The organism is Erythrobacter sp., from assembly GCF_024305245.1.
Classification (GTDB): Bacteria; Pseudomonadota; Alphaproteobacteria; order Sphingomonadales; family Sphingomonadaceae; genus Erythrobacter.
Genome location: NZ_JAMWYX010000003.1, coordinates 345472 through 362555 on the forward strand (window position 1 = coordinate 345472; position 17084 = coordinate 362555).

General features: G+C 63.7%; 17 protein-coding genes. 12 read left to right on the forward strand and 5 right to left on the reverse strand.

The annotated features are described in order from the left end of the window. Nucleotides 1-82: 82 nt before the first annotated feature. On the reverse strand, nt 83-421 hold the full coding sequence (locus Q0L48_RS06480) for a hypothetical protein (RefSeq protein ID WP_296718636.1): 339 nt from the start codon (nt 419-421) through the stop codon (nt 83-85). 225 nt (nt 422-646) lie between these two features. Here Q0L48_RS06480 and Q0L48_RS06485 point away from each other — a divergent pair, with 225 nt between their 5' ends. After that, on the forward strand, nt 647-958 hold the full coding sequence (locus Q0L48_RS06485) for a GIY-YIG nuclease family protein (protein ID WP_296718639.1): 312 nt from the start codon (nt 647-649) through the stop codon (nt 956-958). Between the two features lie 104 nt (nt 959-1062). On the opposite strand, the gene era is transcribed toward Q0L48_RS06485, so the two are convergent. The 3 genes from era to lepB all read right to left on the reverse strand — a co-directional run bounded on the left by era (nt 1063) and on the right by lepB (nt 3653). Beyond that, complete coding sequence (gene era / locus Q0L48_RS06490) at nt 1063-1995, reverse strand: GTPase Era (protein WP_296718641.1); 933 nt, start codon at nt 1993-1995, stop codon at nt 1063-1065. A gap of 135 nt (nt 1996-2130) precedes the next feature. Continuing rightward, complete coding sequence (rnc, locus tag Q0L48_RS06495) at nt 2131-2814, reverse strand: ribonuclease III (protein ID WP_296718642.1); 684 nt, start codon at nt 2812-2814, stop codon at nt 2131-2133. Continuing rightward, a complete protein-coding gene (lepB, locus tag Q0L48_RS06500; protein ID WP_296718644.1) occupies nt 2811-3653 on the reverse strand; it encodes a signal peptidase I in 843 nt (280 codons plus the stop codon). Before lepB ends, rnc begins: the two co-directional genes overlap by 4 nt. A 49-nt stretch (nt 3654-3702) precedes the next feature. On the opposite strand from lepB, the gene pgi reads away from it, so the two are divergent. The 6 genes from pgi to Q0L48_RS06530 all read left to right on the forward strand — a co-directional run bounded on the left by pgi (nt 3703) and on the right by Q0L48_RS06530 (nt 10235). Then, nucleotides 3703-5250, forward strand: coding sequence for a glucose-6-phosphate isomerase (gene pgi / locus Q0L48_RS06505; RefSeq protein WP_296718645.1), 1548 nt, complete (start codon nt 3703-3705; stop codon nt 5248-5250). A 123-nt stretch (nt 5251-5373) separates the two neighbouring features. Beyond that, complete coding sequence (locus Q0L48_RS06510) at nt 5374-5772, forward strand: hypothetical protein (RefSeq protein WP_296718647.1); 399 nt, start codon at nt 5374-5376, stop codon at nt 5770-5772. A 63-nt stretch (nt 5773-5835) separates the two neighbouring features. Continuing rightward, the gene (locus Q0L48_RS06515; protein WP_296718649.1) at nt 5836-6279 is read left to right on the forward strand and encodes a hypothetical protein; all 444 of its coding nucleotides are present in this window, start codon (nt 5836-5838) and stop codon (nt 6277-6279) included. A 234-nt stretch (nt 6280-6513) separates the two neighbouring features. Further along, nucleotides 6514-8016, forward strand: coding sequence for a DEAD/DEAH box helicase (locus tag Q0L48_RS06520; RefSeq protein WP_296718651.1), 1503 nt, complete (start codon nt 6514-6516; stop codon nt 8014-8016). 114 nt (nt 8017-8130) lie between these two features. Next, on the forward strand, nt 8131-9483 hold the full coding sequence (gorA, locus tag Q0L48_RS06525) for a glutathione-disulfide reductase (protein WP_296718652.1): 1353 nt from the start codon (nt 8131-8133) through the stop codon (nt 9481-9483). A gap of 29 nt (nt 9484-9512) precedes the next feature. Beyond that, entirely contained in the window at nt 9513-10235 is a 723-nt protein-coding gene (locus tag Q0L48_RS06530) for an SDR family oxidoreductase (protein ID WP_296718653.1), read from the forward strand. Here Q0L48_RS06530 and Q0L48_RS06535 read toward each other — a convergent pair. Then, nucleotides 10232-11383, reverse strand: coding sequence for an FAD-binding oxidoreductase (locus tag Q0L48_RS06535; RefSeq protein WP_296718655.1), 1152 nt, complete (start codon nt 11381-11383; stop codon nt 10232-10234). The two genes, Q0L48_RS06530 and Q0L48_RS06535, sit on opposite strands and share 4 nt — an antisense overlap. A 61-nt stretch (nt 11384-11444) precedes the next feature. Between Q0L48_RS06535 and Q0L48_RS06540 the strand changes: the two genes are divergently transcribed. The 5 genes from Q0L48_RS06540 (at nt 11445) to scpA (ending at nt 17082) form a co-directional block, all read left to right on the forward strand. After that, nucleotides 11445-12977 carry an acyl-CoA carboxylase subunit beta gene (locus tag Q0L48_RS06540; RefSeq protein ID WP_296718656.1) on the forward strand — a complete coding sequence of 511 codons (1533 nt, stop codon included), beginning with the start codon at nt 11445-11447 and terminating at the stop codon, nt 12975-12977. 101 nt (nt 12978-13078) lie between these two features. Then, nucleotides 13079-13372: a GIY-YIG nuclease family protein gene (locus Q0L48_RS06545; RefSeq protein WP_296718658.1), complete on the forward strand. Its 294-nt coding sequence runs from the start codon at nt 13079-13081 to the stop codon at nt 13370-13372. An 82-nt stretch (nt 13373-13454) separates the two neighbouring features. Continuing rightward, entirely contained in the window at nt 13455-13907 is a 453-nt protein-coding gene (gene mce / locus Q0L48_RS06550) for a methylmalonyl-CoA epimerase (RefSeq protein ID WP_296718661.1), read from the forward strand. A 96-nt stretch (nt 13908-14003) separates the two neighbouring features. Then, complete coding sequence (locus Q0L48_RS06555) at nt 14004-14789, forward strand: enoyl-CoA hydratase-related protein (protein ID WP_296718662.1); 786 nt, start codon at nt 14004-14006, stop codon at nt 14787-14789. Nucleotides 14790-14928: 139 nt separating this feature from the next. After that, nucleotides 14929-17082, forward strand: coding sequence for a methylmalonyl-CoA mutase (gene scpA / locus Q0L48_RS06560; protein ID WP_296718664.1), 2154 nt, complete (start codon nt 14929-14931; stop codon nt 17080-17082). Nucleotides 17083-17084: the final 2 nt, after the last annotated feature.

Sequence of the window (17084 nt, forward strand, 5' to 3'; positions counted from 1 at the left end):
GCTCGCCGCTGCGTATGTCGGGTTTGGGGCGAGATTTGCGAGCCGCGTAATGACCGCAAGTGGGTGGTTTTCCGTCGTCTCGCTAGGCGGGCGGCGCTTGCCAGATGGTGTAGAACTTTGATTGCGCGACGTCGGCAGACGCATCAAGATCAATTACATCAATCTCAACGCCAGCCTCCGTTGCGAGGCCATGAACCTGTTCGATCAGACTCCTGATTTCTGCCTCAGAGAGACGGGTTGGAACCTTCGCGTAAACAAAGCCATACTCCGCTCCCGACAAGTTGATGGCATTTAGCGCGACAAGCCCGACCTTCATTGATTTATGCTGGTCGAAGGAGCCACACAAATAGAAAGTCAGCCAGCCTTCATCGCCAAAAGCTGGATCATTTTGGGCACTGATGAAGGCAGATGGGTCAATCACCGGCAGAGACTACCCACTCTTGCACAAGGTCTGCAATGGGGTCGCTACCTGAACGGCAGAAATTTTTCGGGAACGGGGCAAAGCCGCAAGACCGCTTTCAGGATCGCGCATCGACCCCGCTCATGACCAGTCATGGGTGGGAAGTTGCCACTTTAAGATCCGTCGCCCCGTGCTTGACACGGGGCTTGGCTTTTCTTTTGTCGCCGTTGCCGCGATACCCGGATCATGGCGAAGGGCGGCTGGGTCTACATCGTGGCGAACCGCTACCGCGGCGGGATGTATGTCGGCGTCACCTCGGATGCTTTGGCCCGCGTGTATCAGCACCGCGAGGGGATGGGCTCGCGCCATGTCGCTGATTTTGCGAAGACCCGGCTGGTCTATGTCGAGCGCCACGAAGAGATCGAACAGGCAATTGCCCGGGAGAAGCTGGTCAAGAAATGGCGACGTGAATGGAAATTTGCGCTGATCGAGGCAGACAATCCGGAGTGGGGCGATCTTTGGGAACAATGGTTCGCACCGCCGCCGGAGCAAAAATAGCCAAGCCCCGTGTCAAGCACGGGGCGACGAACTTGAGAACGGAAGCGTTGGGGTCGTTTGCGGAACGGCAGCTTTTGGCGCAAACTTGGCCCTAGCGGACGCCTCTACCGAACCCAATCCAGCCCCATCTCCTCGAAGATTTCCTTGTCCTCGGCCCAGTTCTCCGACTGCTTGACGTGGAGATAGAGGTGGACTGGCACGCCCAGCACTTCGCTTAATTCCTTGCGCGCCGCCGCGCCGATTTCCTTGATGCGTGATCCGCCCTTGCCGAGGACGATGGCGCGCTGGGTTTCGCGGGCGACCACGATCTGCTGGTGGATTTCGATGCTGCCGTCGGCCCGCACCTCGTAACTCTCGGGCCGCACCGCGCTGTCGTAGGGCAGTTCCTCGTGCAGCTGCGCGTACAGCTGTTCGCGGGTGATCTCGGCGGCGAGCAGGCGTTCGGACGCGTCGGAGACCTGATCTTCGGGATACATCCATTCGGCTTCGGGCATCATGCCCGCCAGCGCGTCCTTCAGTTCCGGCACCCCGTCACCCGTCAGCGCAGAGACGAAGTAGATTTCGGCGAATTCGACCTTGCCGGCCAGATCCTGCGCCAGCGCCAGCATGGGTTCCTTCTTGGAGCGGTCGACCTTGTTGATGACGAGGATCTTGCGCTCGGGCCGCCCGGCCAGCGCCTCTAGCAGCGGCTCCAACTCGTGGCGGCGCTGCTTGATCGGATCGACCAGCAGCAGCACCGCGTCGGCGGCTTCCGCGCCTTCCCACGCGGCGTTCACCATCGCGCGGTCCAGCCGCCGCCGGGGTGCGAAGATGCCGGGGGTGTCGACCAGAATCATCTGCACCGGCGTGCCGTTCAATTCGTGCAGCGCGATGCCGAGCATCCGCGCCCGCGTCGTCTGCGCCTTGGCACTGGTGATCGCGACCTTCTGGCCGACAAGCTGGTTCACCAGCGTCGATTTGCCCGCATTGGGCGCACCGATCACGGCAATCATGCCGCAGCGGGTGGGGCCTGTGGGGGTGGGTGTTTGTTCTTCCATCATTTTTCCGTTCGGGCTGAGCCTGTCGAAGCCCTGCACTTCCTTTTTGCACCTTGTCCAAGCAAAAGGACAGTCCTTCGACAAGCTCAGGACGAACGGTGAAAGGGATAGGGGCGGGTCATCAGATGAAGTTATTCACCCGTGCGCATCCAGAAACGCCTTGGCAGCCAGCCGTTCGGCCTCGCCCTTGCTCGACGCGCTGGCATTGGCATCGCCGACATTGCGCACACTCACACGCACGGTGAAGCGCGCCGCGTGGTCAGGGCCGCTGCGCTCGATGACTTCGTATTGCGGCATCGCCCGCTTGTTGCCCGCCGCCCATTCCTGCAGCGCACTTTTGGGATGCTTGGCCTTGCCGACATCGCCCTCGAGCTCGCGCGACCACAGGCTGTAGACGGTATCGCGCGCGGCATCGAAGCCGTTTTCGATGAAGCACGCGCCGATCAGCGCCTCCATCACATCGCCGAGGATCTTGTCGCTATCCAGCCCGCCATCGTCGCGCGCCTGCTTGCCCAGCCGGATGTGTTCGGGCAGCCCGATGGCGCGGGCGATGCGCGCGCAGGTCGTGCCGCTGACGAGGGCGTTGAGGCGCTGCGACAGCTTGCCTTCCGGCCCGTCGCCCGCGCGGTAGAGCCAGCCTGCGACCGACAGGCCCAGCACCCGGTCGCCCAGAAATTCGAGCCGCTGGTAATCGGTCGCCCCGCCGCCGCCGCCGTTGAAGCTGCCGTGGGTGAGCGCCTCGATCCACGGCGTTTCATTGCTCACGGCAAAGCCCTGTGCAACGAGCCAATCGCGCGTGGCGGGGTCGAGCGTGCTCACAGGCCTCCTCCGATCCGGTTCCAGCGCGCGGCGGAAAACCACGTCCATGGCCTCACCCATTCGGCGCCGCCGTCGGTCGACCATACCACCAGCATCGCCCGCCCGACGAGCATACGCTGCGGCACCAGCCCCACCGCATCGCCTGCCGCGGCAGGCCAGCGGCTGTCGCGCGAATTGTCGCGGTTGTCGCCCATCACGAACATCGCGCCGTCGGGCACGGTGACAGGCGCGATATTGTCGCCCGGCGTGGTGCCGAAATCGAGCACTTCGTATGTCTTTCCGCTCGGCAGGGTCTCGCGGTAACGGACATAGCTGCACGTCTCGCTGCCGTTCGCCAAAGCCCACGTCTGGCCCGCCCATGCGCAGCCGGTATTGGCCGACATGGCCAGCTTGAAATCGCCGATCCGTTCGCGCGGCACCGGCTTGCCGTTGAGCACCACCTGGCCGCCCACCACCGCCACGCTGTCGCCGGGAAGGCCGATCACCCGCTTGATATAGTCGCGCCCGTCGATGGGGTGTTTGAAGATCACCACATCGCCGCGTTCGGGCGCGCTTGCCAGCAGGCGGCCATCGGGCAGCGGCAGATCGAACGGCAGCGACTGGCGCGAATAGCCATAGGGCCACTTGGCCGCGAGCAGATAGTCGCCGTTCATCAGCCGGGGCAACATGCTCTCCGAAGGGATCGAAAACGGCGAGAACGCCAGCGTGCGAAACGCCAGCACCAGCACCAGCAGCTTGATAAGGAACCACGCAAAGCTGCTCCACCCGTCGCGCTCGCGGTTGACCGCTGGCACCGGGGCAATCGTCGCATCGGCGAGAGATTGGCTCTTAACATCCATTGCTCATGCCCTTACTCGCACCGGCACAGCTGCGCAAAGGGGAACGGTAATGATCGGATCGGGCGACGAACAAGGCAAGGCATGGCAGGCGCTGCGCGCGCTGGAGAACCGCAGCCTCGCCGCGCTGTTTGCCGAGGATCCGGGCCGGGTGGAGGCGATGACGCGCCGCATCGGCTGGCCGGTCGCGCCCGATAGCGAGCTGCAAGCCGGCATGGTAATCGATTTTTCCAAGACCCATCTCGGCCCCGATGCGCTGACCGCGTTCGAGAAGCTCGCCGAAGCAGCAGGCTTTGCCGCTGCGCGCGAAGCGTTGTTCGATGGTGGGATCATTAACGTGACCGAGGGCCGCGCCGCCACCCACGGCGCGCTGCGCGGCAGCGGCACCCCGGCGCAGGTGGAGGAAGCCGATGCGCTGCTCGCCCGCATGGGAATGCTGGTCGAAGCGATCCACGAAGGCGCGCTGGGCGAGGTGCGGCATTGCATCGCTATCGGGATCGGCGGATCGGCGCTCGGCCCGGCGCTGGCGGTGGACGCGCTGGCGCGCGATCTGGCGATGGTCGATGTGCATGTGGTGTCGAATATCGACGGGTTGGCGCTGGAGCAGGCGTTTGATGCCTGCGATCCGGCAACCACGCTGATCGCGGTCGCCTCCAAGACCTTCACCACCATCGAAACCATGACCAACGCGACCAGCGCGCTGAAATGGCTGGCGGATAGCGGCGTGTCCGATCCCGGCGGGCGGGTGGTCGCGCTCACCGCTTCGCCCGAAAAGGCTGTGGAATGGGGCGTCGATGAAACCCGCGTGCTGCCGTTCCCCGAAAGCGTCGGCGGGCGGTATTCGCTGTTCTCCTCGATCGGCTTTCCGGTGGCGCTGGCCATCGGGATGGACGAATTCCGCGCCATGCTGGCAGGCGCGAAGGCGGTGGACGATCACTTCCGTCAGAACGAGGGCAGGGCCAATGCCCCGCTGCTCGCCGCCTTTGCCGATCAGTTCTACACCCGGCTGAAAGGCTGCCAGACCCGCGCGGTCTTCGCTTATGACGAGCGGCTGGCGCTGTTGCCCGACTATCTTCAGCAGCTCGAAATGGAATCCAACGGCAAGAGCGTCACGATAGACGGCGCTACCGTCGACGGGCCAACCGCGCCGATCACATGGGGCGGGGTGGGCACCGATGCGCAGCACGCAGTGTTCCAGCTGCTGCATCAGGGCACGCATCTGGTGCCGGTGGACTTCATCGCCAGCATTGCGCCGGGCGATACGCTCGACCCCGCGCATCACCGTACGCTGTTGATGAACTGCCTTGCGCAAGGCGCGGCGCTGATGGCGGGCAAGCCGTCGGACGATCCGGCGCGCGCTTATTCTGGCGACCGGCCTTCGACCACTATCCTCGTCGATGATTGCGATGCGGCCGCGTTCGGCGCGCTGATCGCGTTCCACGAACACCGCACGTTTGCGAACGCGGTGTTGATGGGGATCAACCCGTTCGACCAGTTCGGCGTGGAATTGGGCAAGGCTATCGCCAACCAGATCGATTCGGGTGAGGGAGACTTCGACCCCTCGACCCGCGCGCTGATGGCTGCAGCCGGTCTGGCCTGACACTGCCGTAAAGCACATGCGCGCCTGCTAACCAGTGGCGCCCGGTCTTGCACGGCCGGGCCGATTGCGTATCCTCGCAGATTGGCAGGCAGGCCTCTCGCCCTGTCGTTTCAGCAAGGTCCCATGATGAAATTCGCATTCTACCCGGTTCTTACTTTCGCGCTCGCGGCGGTCGCGGCACCTGTTCTTGCAGACGATGCCACTGACGATGGCATGGCGGCAGCCCAGGCGCAGCCTGCACAGCTGATCGAATTCACCGGCGACCGTGAATTCGTCAAGACCTCGCAGCGGCTCCGGGTTTGGCGCACCGAAGTCGGCTATACGCTGGCTGTCGACGCGGCGGGAACACCGACGGACTGCGAGCTCGCCGACAAGTTCCGGATGAACTACGTCAACGCCCGGCTGTGCGATGTATTGATCAAGCATCACACCTTCGAACCGGCCCGCGATGCGACCGGCGCGGCGGTGGACGGCAGCTATGAGGGGCGGCTTAACCTAGTGGAATTGCGCGATAAGGATTGATCTTATCGAGTAAATATCGTAACTTGTCGCTCTCTCGCAGTTGAATGTGAAAGGGTCGATCTGATGCAAAAAGGTTCGCTTCGTCTCGCTGCAATGTCGGGGATCCTGATCGCGGCATGCGCCATTAACGCTCCACTGGCCGCCAGTTCCGTCGCCGAAATTTCTGGCATCAAGGTCGGCCAGAACGCTTCGCAGGTTTCCCGATCCGACGCTTCGCGATCTGCCGAACTCGCTTTCTTCGATTACGGCCGCTTCGTCACGCACGCCCACTATCTCAGGCTCCCGCGCCAGATGCTCGCTTTCACCGTCACTGTCGGGGCGGACGGAAAGGTAAGCGAATGCACATTCGCGCGTGAGTTCCGGAGCGCCTTTACGCCTGCCGAATTGTGCGACCGTCTGAAGCTGACAATGAAGTTTCGTCCAGCGCGCGATGCGCAAGGCAAAAAGGTCAGCGATGTCTACAGCAACGAGGTTATGATCTGGTCGTTTGTCAGGCCGGATCGATAATCCTTTGACATTTTGATCGATCGCGCCCATCTGGCCCCCATCGAAGCGCGCTAGCCATGCGTGAAGCGGCGGAATTCTGAAAGCATCCGCCCCGGCCGCACTTCGGTTCTACCTTCAAGACTTCCCTTTTCACGCGGGCGGTTTCAACCCCCGCGCCGTGCGTGCCTGCCAATGGACAAGATCCGTTTGGGACAGGCTAGCGCGCGTCGCAGAATATTTGCGAGTTTCTTAGACATGACTACTTTTGCTGACCTCGGGCTGTCGCAGCCCGTGCTCCAGGCCCTCGATATGAAGGGCTACACCGTTCCCACCCCGATCCAGGAACAGGCCATCCCGGCTGTTCTCAAGGGCCGCGACCTGCTCGGTATCGCGCAGACCGGCACCGGCAAGACCGCTGCCTTCATGCTCCCCAGCATCGACCGGCTGCGCGAAGCCGACAAGCAGATCCCGTTCAAATCCTGCCGTATGCTGGTGCTGGCCCCGACCCGCGAACTCGCAGTGCAGATCGCCGACAGCGCCAAGGATTATGGCGCGCTCGCCGGCCTGAAGGTGCAATGCATTGTCGGCGGCACCTCTGTGGGCAAGGATCGTAACAAGCTGCACCGCGGCACCGACATTCTTGTCGCAACGCCCGGCCGCCTGCTCGACCTGATCGACCAGAAGGCGCTGAACCTCAACGGCATCGAAGTGCTGGTTCTCGACGAGGCCGACCAGATGCTCGACCTCGGCTTCATCCACGCACTGCGCAAGATCAAGGAACTGGCGCCGAAAGAACGCCAGACGCTGTTCTTCAGCGCGACCATGCCCAAGGCGATCAAGGAACTGGTCAGCGGGTTCTGCAACAATCCGGTGCAGGTCTCGGTCACCCCGCAAAGCACCACTGCCGAGCGGATCGACCAGTACCTGTTCATGGTGCAGCAGGACGAGAAGCTGTCCCTGCTCGAAATGGTCCTCAAGGGCCGTCATGCCGTTCCCGGCACGGTGGAGCGCGTGCTGATCTTCACTCGCACCAAGCACGGTGCGGACCGGGTCGTGAAGCGGCTTGCCCAAGGCGGGATCGAATCCAACGCGATCCACGGCAACAAGTCGCAGCCGCAGCGCCAGCGTGCGCTCGACGATTTCCGCAAGGGCCGCGTGCCGGTGCTGATCGCGACCGATGTGGCCGCGCGCGGGATCGACATTCCCGGCGTCAGCCACGTCATCAACTACGAGCTGCCCAATGTGCCGGAACAATATGTTCACCGCATCGGGCGGACTGCGCGTGCGGGCAAGGGCGGCATCGCCATCGCTTTCTGTGCCGAGGACGAACGCGCATATCTGAAGGATATCCGCAAGGTCACCGGCGCAGAGCTGGAGCGTCTGCCGCTGCCGGACAATTTCCGCGCCGTGGTCGAAGGCGAAGGCCCGACCAAGCCTGCCGCCCGCGTTCCGATGAAGCGCGTCAATCCCCGCCCGCTCGGCCAGCGTCCGCAAGGCCAGCGTCCGCAGGGCGATCGCAAGCCGCAAGGCGAGCGCCGCGCTGATGGCGATCGGCGTCCGCAGGGTGAACGTCGTCCCGAAGGCGATCGTCGCCCGCAGGGTGATCGCAAGCCGCAGCAGGCGAATGGTTCGGGCGGTCAGGGCCGTCCCGGCGGCGGCGGTGGCCGTCCTTCGGGCGGTGGTAACGGCGGCGGTGGCCGTGGTCGCGGTCGTCCCGGTGGCAGCGGCGGCGGTCGTCCGCGCTCCGCGAGCGTCTGATATGTAACCCGGTGCTGGCGCAAGGCGAACTCTCTGGCATGAGAGGCGCGCCTTGCGGTTGGCATTGGCGGTGCCATCGGCCATAGCGCGCTTCACCGACCGGAGGAGCAGCGCATGGCCGACCAATACGACTACGATCTCTTCACCATCGGCGCAGGTTCGGGCGGCGTTCGCGCCAGCCGGGTCGCCGCCGCGCACGGCGCGCGGGTGGCCGTGGCAGAGGAATACCGCGTCGGCGGCACCTGCGTGATCCGCGGCTGCGTGCCCAAGAAGATGCTCGTCTATGGCGCGCACTTCGCCGAGGATCTGGTCGACGCCGAACATTTCGGCTGGAAGATCGAAGGTAAAAGCTTCGATTGGGCGCGCCTGCGCGATCATGTACAGAACGATGTGACCCGGCTCGAAGGGCTGTATGGCCAGACGCTGAGCAACCACGATGTCACCGTGTTCGATGAACGCGCAACCATTACCGGCTACCACGAAGTCACGCTGGCGAGCGGCAAGGTCGTGACCGCCAAGTATATCCTGATCGCCACCGGCGCGCGTCCGCACGTCCCCGATTTCCGTGGCAGCGAGCATGTCATCACCTCGAATGAGGCGTTCCATCTCGACACGATCCCGCGCCGGATGCTGATCGTGGGCGGCGGCTATATCGCCAATGAATTCGCCGGCATCTTCAACGAATTCGGTAGCAAGGTGACGATCGCCAACCGCTCCGACACGATCCTGCGCGGCTATGACGAAAGCGTGCGCGACCGGCTGCTGCAGATCAGCCTGACGAAGGGGATCGAGTTCTGCTTCATGGCCGAATTCGAATACGTCGAAGAACAGGACGACGGCACCTTCAGGGTCAAGCTCACCGGACAGGAAGAACGCGAATTCGACGTGGTGATGGTCGCCACCGGGCGCGTCCCCAACATCGAAGGTCTGGGGCTGGAAACTGTCGGCGTCGAATGCGGCAAGCGCGGCGAGATCGTGGTCGACACATTCAGCCGCACCAATGTCGATTACATCTATGCCGTGGGCGACGTGACCGATCGGGTGCAGCTTACGCCGGTGGCCATCCGCGAAGGCCAGGCATTCGCGGATTCGGTATTCGGCGACGTCGAACCCTACGCCGTCGATCATTCCTGCGTGCCCAGCGCGGTGTTCAGCCACCCGCCCATCGCCGCGGTCGGCATGACCGAAGGCGAAGCGCGCAATCTGCTGGGCAGCGTCAGGGTCTATCAGGCCGATTTCCGCCCGATGAAAAACGTCGTGGCGGGCCGCAACGAACGCAGCCTTTACAAGATGATCGTCGATGCGGCGAATGACCGGATCGTCGGCATCCACATGATCGGCCCCGAAGCGCCAGAGATCATGCAGGCCGCCGCCGTCGCGGTAAAGGCGGGCCTGACCAAGGCCGATTTCGACGCGACGGTTGCGATCCACCCGACGATGGCGGAAGAACTGGTGCTGTTCAAATAACGGGCAGCACGCGCAACGGGGGAACGGCGATGGACGTGAATGGCAAGGTGGTGCTGCTGACCGGCGGCAGCGCAGGCATCGGACGCGAAATCGCGCGCCAGCTGAAGGCTAAAGGCGCGAGCGTCGTCCTGACGGGCCGCGATCCCGCCCGGCTCGATGCGATGCGCGTCGAGGGGTTCGAGGTGCTTTCCGCCGACCTGTCGAACGCAGAAGGAGTCGATGCGCTGGTTGCCACGTTGGGGGATCGCAGCATCGATATCCTCATCAACAATGCCGGCCAGCTGGTCGATCACGACTTCCGAAAAGGCGCGCCCGATGCCGATGCGGCGGATGAAGGCATCTATGCAAACCTGTCAGCGCCGATCCGGCTGATAACCGCACTCGTCCCGCGCCTGCGTGACAGTCCGCTTGCAGCAATCGTCAACATCACCAGCGGGCTCGCCATTGCCCCCGCGGCGCGTCAACCGGTCTATTGCGCCACCAAGGCTGGCTTGCGGTTCTACACCCTGGCCCTGCGCGAACAGCTGAAGGACACATCCGTCCGCGTGATCGAAGCGCTGCCGCCGGTGGTCGATACCCAGATGAACGCGGGCAACCCGATGAAGAAAATGTCGGCGGATGAATGCGCGCGCCAGATCATCGCCGCCATCGAGCATGGGCGGTACGAGGCCAATATCGGCATGACCCGGACACTGCGGATCCTCGAATCGATCGCGCCATCGTTGGCGCGGCGGATCACGCTGCGGTTCTAGGCGCCAAGGCGCGCAGGCGAGAACATCTCCGCCGCCAGCCCCGCCGCGGTGCAATCCTCGGGGAAGGGCAGGCCCAGAACCGCGCTTTCCGCAATCCGCGACAGCGCGGGCGTGGTCTGGAAGCCATAGCCGCCTTGTCCGGCACACCACACAAAGCCGGGCGCGCCCGCCGCGTGGCCGATCACCGGCAATTCGTCCGGCGCAAAGCTTCTGAGGCCCGCCCATGAATGGCTGATTCGGCGGATCGGCAGGGTGGTCGCTTGGCTTACCCGGTCAGCCGCGATGGCGATATCGAGTTCCTCGGCCGCCGCATCGCAGGGATCGCTCGGCGTCTGATCCATCGACGAAGCAAGCAATTGGCCGCGCCCCTCAGGCAGCAGGTAGAAGCCTTCGCCCACCGTCTTGGTGAAGGGCCAGCCCCGCACGTCCTCGCCCTCCGGCGCGGCGAAGGAAATCACGGTGCGGCGCCGCGGTTGGAGGCCAATGGGCCGGGCGCCCGCCATCCGTGCGATGTGATCCGCCCATGCTCCGGCGGCGTTGACGATGATCGGTGCAGCGTAGGCCGCGCCGCCTGCCTCGACCCGCCAGTCGGAACCATCCCGCACAATCGCGCTGACCCGCGCGCCGCTTACCAGTACCCCGCCAGCGCTGCGCAAAGCGGCCAGATTGGCCTGCAACATCGCGTCGGTATCCAGCTTCAGCGATCCGTGGTCGACCAGCGCGGCGTGGCAATGCTCAGGCCCCGCCTTCAACACCGGCAGCAGCGCGCGGGCTTCCTCCGGAGAAATGCGCGAATAATCGCATCCGTACTGCCGGTGCACCGCCTCCAGCTCATCGAGCGCGTCCATCTGCGCGGTGTTGGCGATGTGCAGCGCCGGATGGCGCACGCCGAAGGGTGCAGCCGCCAGATCGGGCAGGCTCAATGCAGTCATCGCACGCACGATCCGTTCGCCCAGCCCGAAATGCGCGAAGGCGACGCTGCGGCCAGATGCGTGGTATCCGGGCGCGCTTTCGCCCTCCAGCACGGTGACTTTGCCATGGCGCGCAAGCCGTGCGGCCAGCGATAGCCCCGCGATTCCGCCGCCGATCACCAGCACATCGGATTGCTGCATCGCCTGCGCTCCCTCGCCGCCCGTCACTTTTGCCACGTTGACGCTTCGCACCGGCTAAGGCAACGACCTTGGCAAAGCAATCAGGAGAGCATCCCTCGTGTCCGCCAATATCGCCGAAATGGAACGCCGCCGCGAAGCTGCCCGGATGGGCGGCGGGGCCAAGCGCATCGAAGCCCAGCACGCCAAGGGCAAGCTGACAGCGCGCGAACGGCTCGACGTGCTGCTCGACGAAGGCAGCTTCGAGGAGCTGGACACCTATGTCGAACATGACTGCACCGATTTCGGGATGGAGACGCAGAAGATCCCCGGCGATGGGGTGGTGACCGGCAGTGGCACCATCAACGGGCGGCTGGTTTACGTGTTCTCGCAGGATTTCACCGTGTTTGGCGGCAGTCTGTCCAAACGCCATGCCGAGAAAATCTGCAAGGTGATGGACACCGCGCTGAAGGTCGGCGCGCCGGTGATCGGATTGAACGATTCGGGCGGTGCGCGGATTCAGGAAGGTGTGGCCAGCCTTGGCGGCTATGCCGAGGTGTTCCAGCGCAATGTTCTGGCGAGCGGCGTGGTGCCGCAGATCAGTCTTATCATGGGCCCGTGCGCGGGCGGGGCGGTGTACTCGCCTGCCATGACCGACTTTATCTTCATGGTGAAGGATTCCAGCTACATGTTCGTCACCGGACCGGAGGTGGTGAAGACCGTCACCAACGAGGTCGTGACGCAGGAAGAGCTGGGCGGGGCGATCACCCACACCACCAAGACCAGCGTTGCCGACTTGGCCTATGAAAACGACATCGATGCGCTGCTGGCGACCCGCCGTTTCTTCGACTTCCTGCCCCTGTCGAACCGCGAGGGCGTGCCCGATCTTCCCACTAATGATCCGTGGGACCGGCTGGAGGACAGCCTCGACACGCTGATCCCCGATAACGCCAACCAGCCCTATGACATGCACGAAGTCATCGCCAAGGTGCTGGACGAAGGGGATTTCTTCGAAATTCAACCGGCCCATGCAGGCAACATCTTGTGCGGTTTCGGCCGCGTGGAAGGACGCACCGTGGGCGTGGTAGCGAACCAGCCGATGGTGCTGGCGGGCGTGCTTGACATCAATTCCTCGAAGAAAGCCGCGCGCTTCGTGCGCTTCTGCGATGCGTTTGAAATCCCGATCATCACCTTCGTCGACGTCCCCGGCTTCCTCCCCGGCACCGCGCAGGAACTGGGCGGGATCATCAAGCACGGCGCGAAACTGCTGTTCGCCTATGCCGAGGCGACCGTGCCCAAGATCACTGTGATTACCCGCAAGGCTTACGGCGGGGCCTACGACGTGATGGCATCAAAGCACCTGCGCGGCGATTTGAACTACGCCTGGCCCACGGCGGAAATCGCGGTGATGGGCGCAAAGGGCGCGGTGGAGATCATCTTCCGCCAGGACCGCGACAACCCCGAAAAGATCGCCGAAAAGACCAAGGAATACGAAGACCGCTTCGCCAACCCCTTCGTGGCGGCTAGCCGAGGGTATATCGACGAGGTGATCCATCCGCATTCGACGCGGCGGCGGATTGCGTTGGGGCTAAGGAAGCTGCGGACAAAGCAGTTGGAGAACCCTTGGAAGAAGCATGACAATATTCCGCTGTGAGGTTCCGCAATGATCTTCTTTCGTCATTGCGAGCGTAGCGAAGCAATCCAGAGCGGTTTGCGTGACGCTCTGGATTGCCGCGCCGCCTTTGGCGGCTCGCAATGACGAAGCTACCGGCGGTCTACATGATGGCCAGTATGCGGAACGGGACGATCTACGTCGGTATTACCTCCGATCTGGCAAAGCGGGCATGGCAACATCGCGAAGGCTTGGCCGAAGGATTCACCAAGCAATACGATTGCAAATTGCTGGTCTGGTTCGAGCGGCACGATACGATGGAAAGCGCGATCATGCGGGAGAAGCAGATCAAGGCGGGCAACCGCAAAGCAAAGTTGTCCTTGATTGAATCGGAGAACCCGACTTGGCGTGACCTGTTCGAGGATATTGCACATTGAGCCTACGACCGTCATTGCAAACCGCTCCGGATTGCCACGGCGACTGCGTCGCCTCGCAATGACGAATGAGAGAGGGAATTCTATGAAACTCGGCCGTCTCAACCACATCGGGGTCGCCACGCCCTCCATCGCGGTTTCCATCGCGTTCTACCGCGACGTGATGGGCGCGACGAAGATCCACACGCCGTTCGATCTTGAGGAGCAGGGCGTGAAGGTCTGCTTCGTCGACACCCCCGGTGCGGACGGGGCGATGAACGGCACCCAGATCGAGCTGATCGAGCCGCTGGGGGAAAACTCCACGCTCGCGGGCTTCCTCGCAAAGAACCCGCTCGGCGGGCAGCATCATCTGTGTTTCGAGGTGCCCGATATTGCCGAAGCCCGCACCGCGTTCGAAGAACTCGGCAAGCGCATCCTCGGCCCCACGCGGATTGGCGCGCATGGCACCCCTATCTTTTTCGTCCATCCCAAGGATATGGGCGGCATGCTCACGGAAATCATGGAGACGCCGAAGGACGGCACCCATTGGTCTGATTGATAAACCCGTCACCCCGGCGCAGGCCGGGGCCCAGAAGCGGCGAGCGGCGAACCGGGTCCCGGCCTGCGCCGGGATGACGAAAAGAGAGAGAAGAAAATGTCCTACGAAACCATCCGCGCCGAACGCGACGGCCCGCTGCTGACCATCACGCTCAACCGGCCCGAGCGGCTCAACGCCATGGCCCCGCAGATGGCGGACGAAATCGGGCTGGCGTTCTACGATCTGGGCGATGCGCGCGCGGTGCTGATCACGGGCGAGGGCAAGGGGTTCTGTTCGGGCGCGGACCTTTCCGCACGCGGCGAATCGAGCGCGGTGACGGGGAAGGGCGGCAGTCACAAGGCGCTCAGCAATCACTACAATCCCGCGATCAGCCAGATCATGCGGGCCGAGGTGCCGGTGATCTGCGCGGTCAACGGCCCTGCGGCTGGTGTCGGCTGCTCCCTCGCGCTGGCGGCGGATTTCACCATCGCCTCGAAGAGCGCCTATTTCCTGCAAGCCTTCGTCAATATCGGCCTTGTGCCCGATGGCGGATCGACCTGGCTGCTCGCCCGCGCGATCGGTCGCGCGCGCGCCACGCGGATGATGATGCTGGGCGAGAAGATCTCCGGCGAACAGGCGGAAGAATGGGGCCTGATCTACAAATGCGTCGTTGATGCCGACCTGATGGATGAAGCGCGCGCGCTGGCGACCAAGCTGGCGAACGGGCCGACGCTGGCCTACGCCACGATGAAGCGCAATATCGCAACCGCGCTGGACGGCTCGCTCCCGCAGGTGCTCCTCGCCGAGGCCGAAGGGCAACGCATCGCAGGCGCGAGCAAGGACGCGATGGAGGGCGGCATGGCTTTCCTCCAGAAGCGGAAAGCTGAATTCAAGGGGGCGTAAGCTCCCGATACAACCCCGCCCGTTTGCCCTGAAGTCCTGAGCTTGTCGAAGGATCGAAGGGCTGCTTTTCTTCGGGTGCATGGTTCAAATAGAAGGGCAGGGCTTCGACAGGCTCAGCCCGAACGGATATAGCTTAGCAATGACCCAAAAACCCACCACCGCCGACTGGAAAGCCCTCGCCGACAAGGAAGTGAAGGGCCGCGACCTGACCTGGCACACGCCCGAAGGTATTGCGGTTAAGCCGCTCTATACCGAGGAAGACCACGCGGATTTCGACCCCGGCCTGCCCGGCTTCGCACCCTTCACGCGCGGGGTGAAAGCATCGATGTATGCAGGCCGTCCGTGGACGATCCGGCAATATGCGGGCTTTTCAACTGCCGAGGAATCGAACGCCTTCTACCGCCGCAACCTCGCGATGGGGCAAAAGGGCCTCTCGGTCGCCTTCGACCTTGCGACCCACCGTGGCTACGATTCCGACCACCCGCGTGTGGTCGGCGATGTCGGCAAGGCGGGCGTGGCGATCGATACGGTTGCGGATATGCAGATCCTGTTCGACCAGATCCCGCTCGACGCCATGAGCGTCAGCATGACGATGAACGGCGCGGTGATCCCGGTGCTGTCGTTCTTCATCGTCGCCGCCGAACGTCAGGGTGTGTCGCAGGACAAGCTCGAAGGCACGATCCAGAACGACATCCTCAAGGAGTTCATGGTCCGCAACACCTATATCTACCCGCCCGAACCTTCGATGCGGGTCATCTCGGACATCATCGCATATACCTCGGCCAACATGCCGAAATTCAACAGCATTTCGATCTCAGGCTACCACATGCACGAGGCCGGGGCGACGGCGGTGCAGGAACTCGCCTTCACCATTGCCGACGGCAAGGAATATGCCAGCCGCGCGATGGCGGCCGGACTGGATATCGACGCTTTTGCAGGGCGTTTGAGCTTCTTCTTCGGCATCGGCATGAACTTCTTCATGGAGATCGCCAAGCTGCGCGCCGCGCGCACGCTGTGGTACAAGGTGATGGACGATCTCGGCGCGAAAGACGAACGCTCCAAGATGCTGCGCACCCACTGCCAGACCAGCGGCGTCAGCTTGCAGGAACAAGACCCCTACAACAACGTCATCCGCACCACGGTGGAGGCGATGGCGGCGGTGCTGGGCGGCACGCAGTCGCTCCACACCAATGCGCTGGATGAAGCCATTGCGCTCCCCACCGATTTCTCCGCCCGCATCGCGCGCAACACCCAACTGGTGCTGCAAGAGGAAAGCGGCATCTGCAACGTGGTCGATCCGCTCGGCGGCTCGCACTACATCGAGGCTTTGACGGCGACGCTGGTGGCCCAGGCCGAGGCGATGATGGCCGAGGTGGACGCGGCGGGCGGCATGACCGCCTATGTCGCCACCGGCGCGCCCAAGGCCGCGATCGAGCGCGCTGCGGCGGAAAAGCAGACCGGTATCGACAAGGGCGAGACCGTGATCGTCGGGGTCAACAAGTACCGCAAAGACAGCGAAGACCCGATGGATACGCTGGATATCGATAACCAGAAGGTTCGCACCGGCCAGATTGCGCGCCTCGCCAAGGTGCGTGCGGGCCGTGACGAGGCGGCGTGCCGCGCGGCGTTGGCGGCGTTGACGGCTGGCTGCGCTGCGGGCGAAAACGTGCTGGCCCTCGCTGTGGAGGCCGCGCGCCATGACGCGACTTTGGGCGAGATTTCCTCGGCTATGGAAGAAGTTTTCGGCCGCCACGATGCCACGCCTGCGCCGGTCTCTGGCGTTTACAAGAGCGCCTATGAATTCGACCGCCGCTGGGCGCAGGTGACGGACGGCGTGGAGGCCGTGGGCCGCCGCCTGGGCCGCAAGCCCCGCATCATGGTCGCCAAGATGGGCCAGGACGGCCATGACCGCGGCGCGAATGTGATCGCCAGCGCCTTCGGTGACATGGGCTTCGAGGTCGTCTCCGGCCCGCTGTTCCAGACGCCCGAGGAATCCGTCGCCATGGCGCTTGAACATGATGTCGACGTGGTCGGCGCGTCTTCGCTGGCGGCAGGTCACAAGACCCTGATCCCCGAACTGATCCGCTTGCTGCGCGAAGCGGGACGCGGCGATATCAAGGTCACCGCAGGCGGCGTGATCCCCCCGCAGGACTACGACTACCTGCGTGAGGCAGGTGTGCAGGGGATTTACGGCCCCGGGAGCAACGTGGTGGAGTGCGCGGCCGATATTCTCGTGCTGCTCGGCCACAATATGCCGCCGCTGGGTGAGGGGCTGGACGAGGCAGCGGAGTAACG

Excerpts from the sequence above, each read along its gene's own strand:
- pgi (WP_296718645.1), top strand. The coding sequence starts at position 3,703 with ATGATCGGATCGGGCGACGAACAAGGCAAGGCATGGCAGGCGCTGCGC.
- Q0L48_RS06555 (WP_296718662.1), top strand. The coding sequence starts at position 14,004 with ATGTCCTACGAAACCATCCGCGCCGAACGCGACGGCCCGCTGCTGACC.
- scpA (WP_296718664.1), top strand. The coding sequence starts at position 14,929 with ATGACCCAAAAACCCACCACCGCCGACTGGAAAGCCCTCGCCGACAAG.
- era (WP_296718641.1), bottom strand. The coding sequence starts at position 1,995 with ATGGAAGAACAAACACCCACCCCCACAGGCCCCACCCGCTGCGGCATG.
- lepB (WP_296718644.1), bottom strand. The coding sequence starts at position 3,653 with ATGGATGTTAAGAGCCAATCTCTCGCCGATGCGACGATTGCCCCGGTG.
- Q0L48_RS06515 (WP_296718649.1), top strand. The coding sequence starts at position 5,836 with ATGCAAAAAGGTTCGCTTCGTCTCGCTGCAATGTCGGGGATCCTGATC.
- Q0L48_RS06520 (WP_296718651.1), top strand. The coding sequence starts at position 6,514 with ATGACTACTTTTGCTGACCTCGGGCTGTCGCAGCCCGTGCTCCAGGCC.
- Q0L48_RS06485 (WP_296718639.1), top strand. The coding sequence starts at position 647 with ATGGCGAAGGGCGGCTGGGTCTACATCGTGGCGAACCGCTACCGCGGC.
- Q0L48_RS06530 (WP_296718653.1), top strand. The coding sequence starts at position 9,513 with ATGGACGTGAATGGCAAGGTGGTGCTGCTGACCGGCGGCAGCGCAGGC.
- gorA (WP_296718652.1), top strand. The coding sequence starts at position 8,131 with ATGGCCGACCAATACGACTACGATCTCTTCACCATCGGCGCAGGTTCG.
- Q0L48_RS06545 (WP_296718658.1), top strand. The coding sequence starts at position 13,079 with ATGACGAAGCTACCGGCGGTCTACATGATGGCCAGTATGCGGAACGGG.
- Q0L48_RS06510 (WP_296718647.1), top strand. The coding sequence starts at position 5,374 with ATGATGAAATTCGCATTCTACCCGGTTCTTACTTTCGCGCTCGCGGCG.
- mce (WP_296718661.1), top strand. The coding sequence starts at position 13,455 with ATGAAACTCGGCCGTCTCAACCACATCGGGGTCGCCACGCCCTCCATC.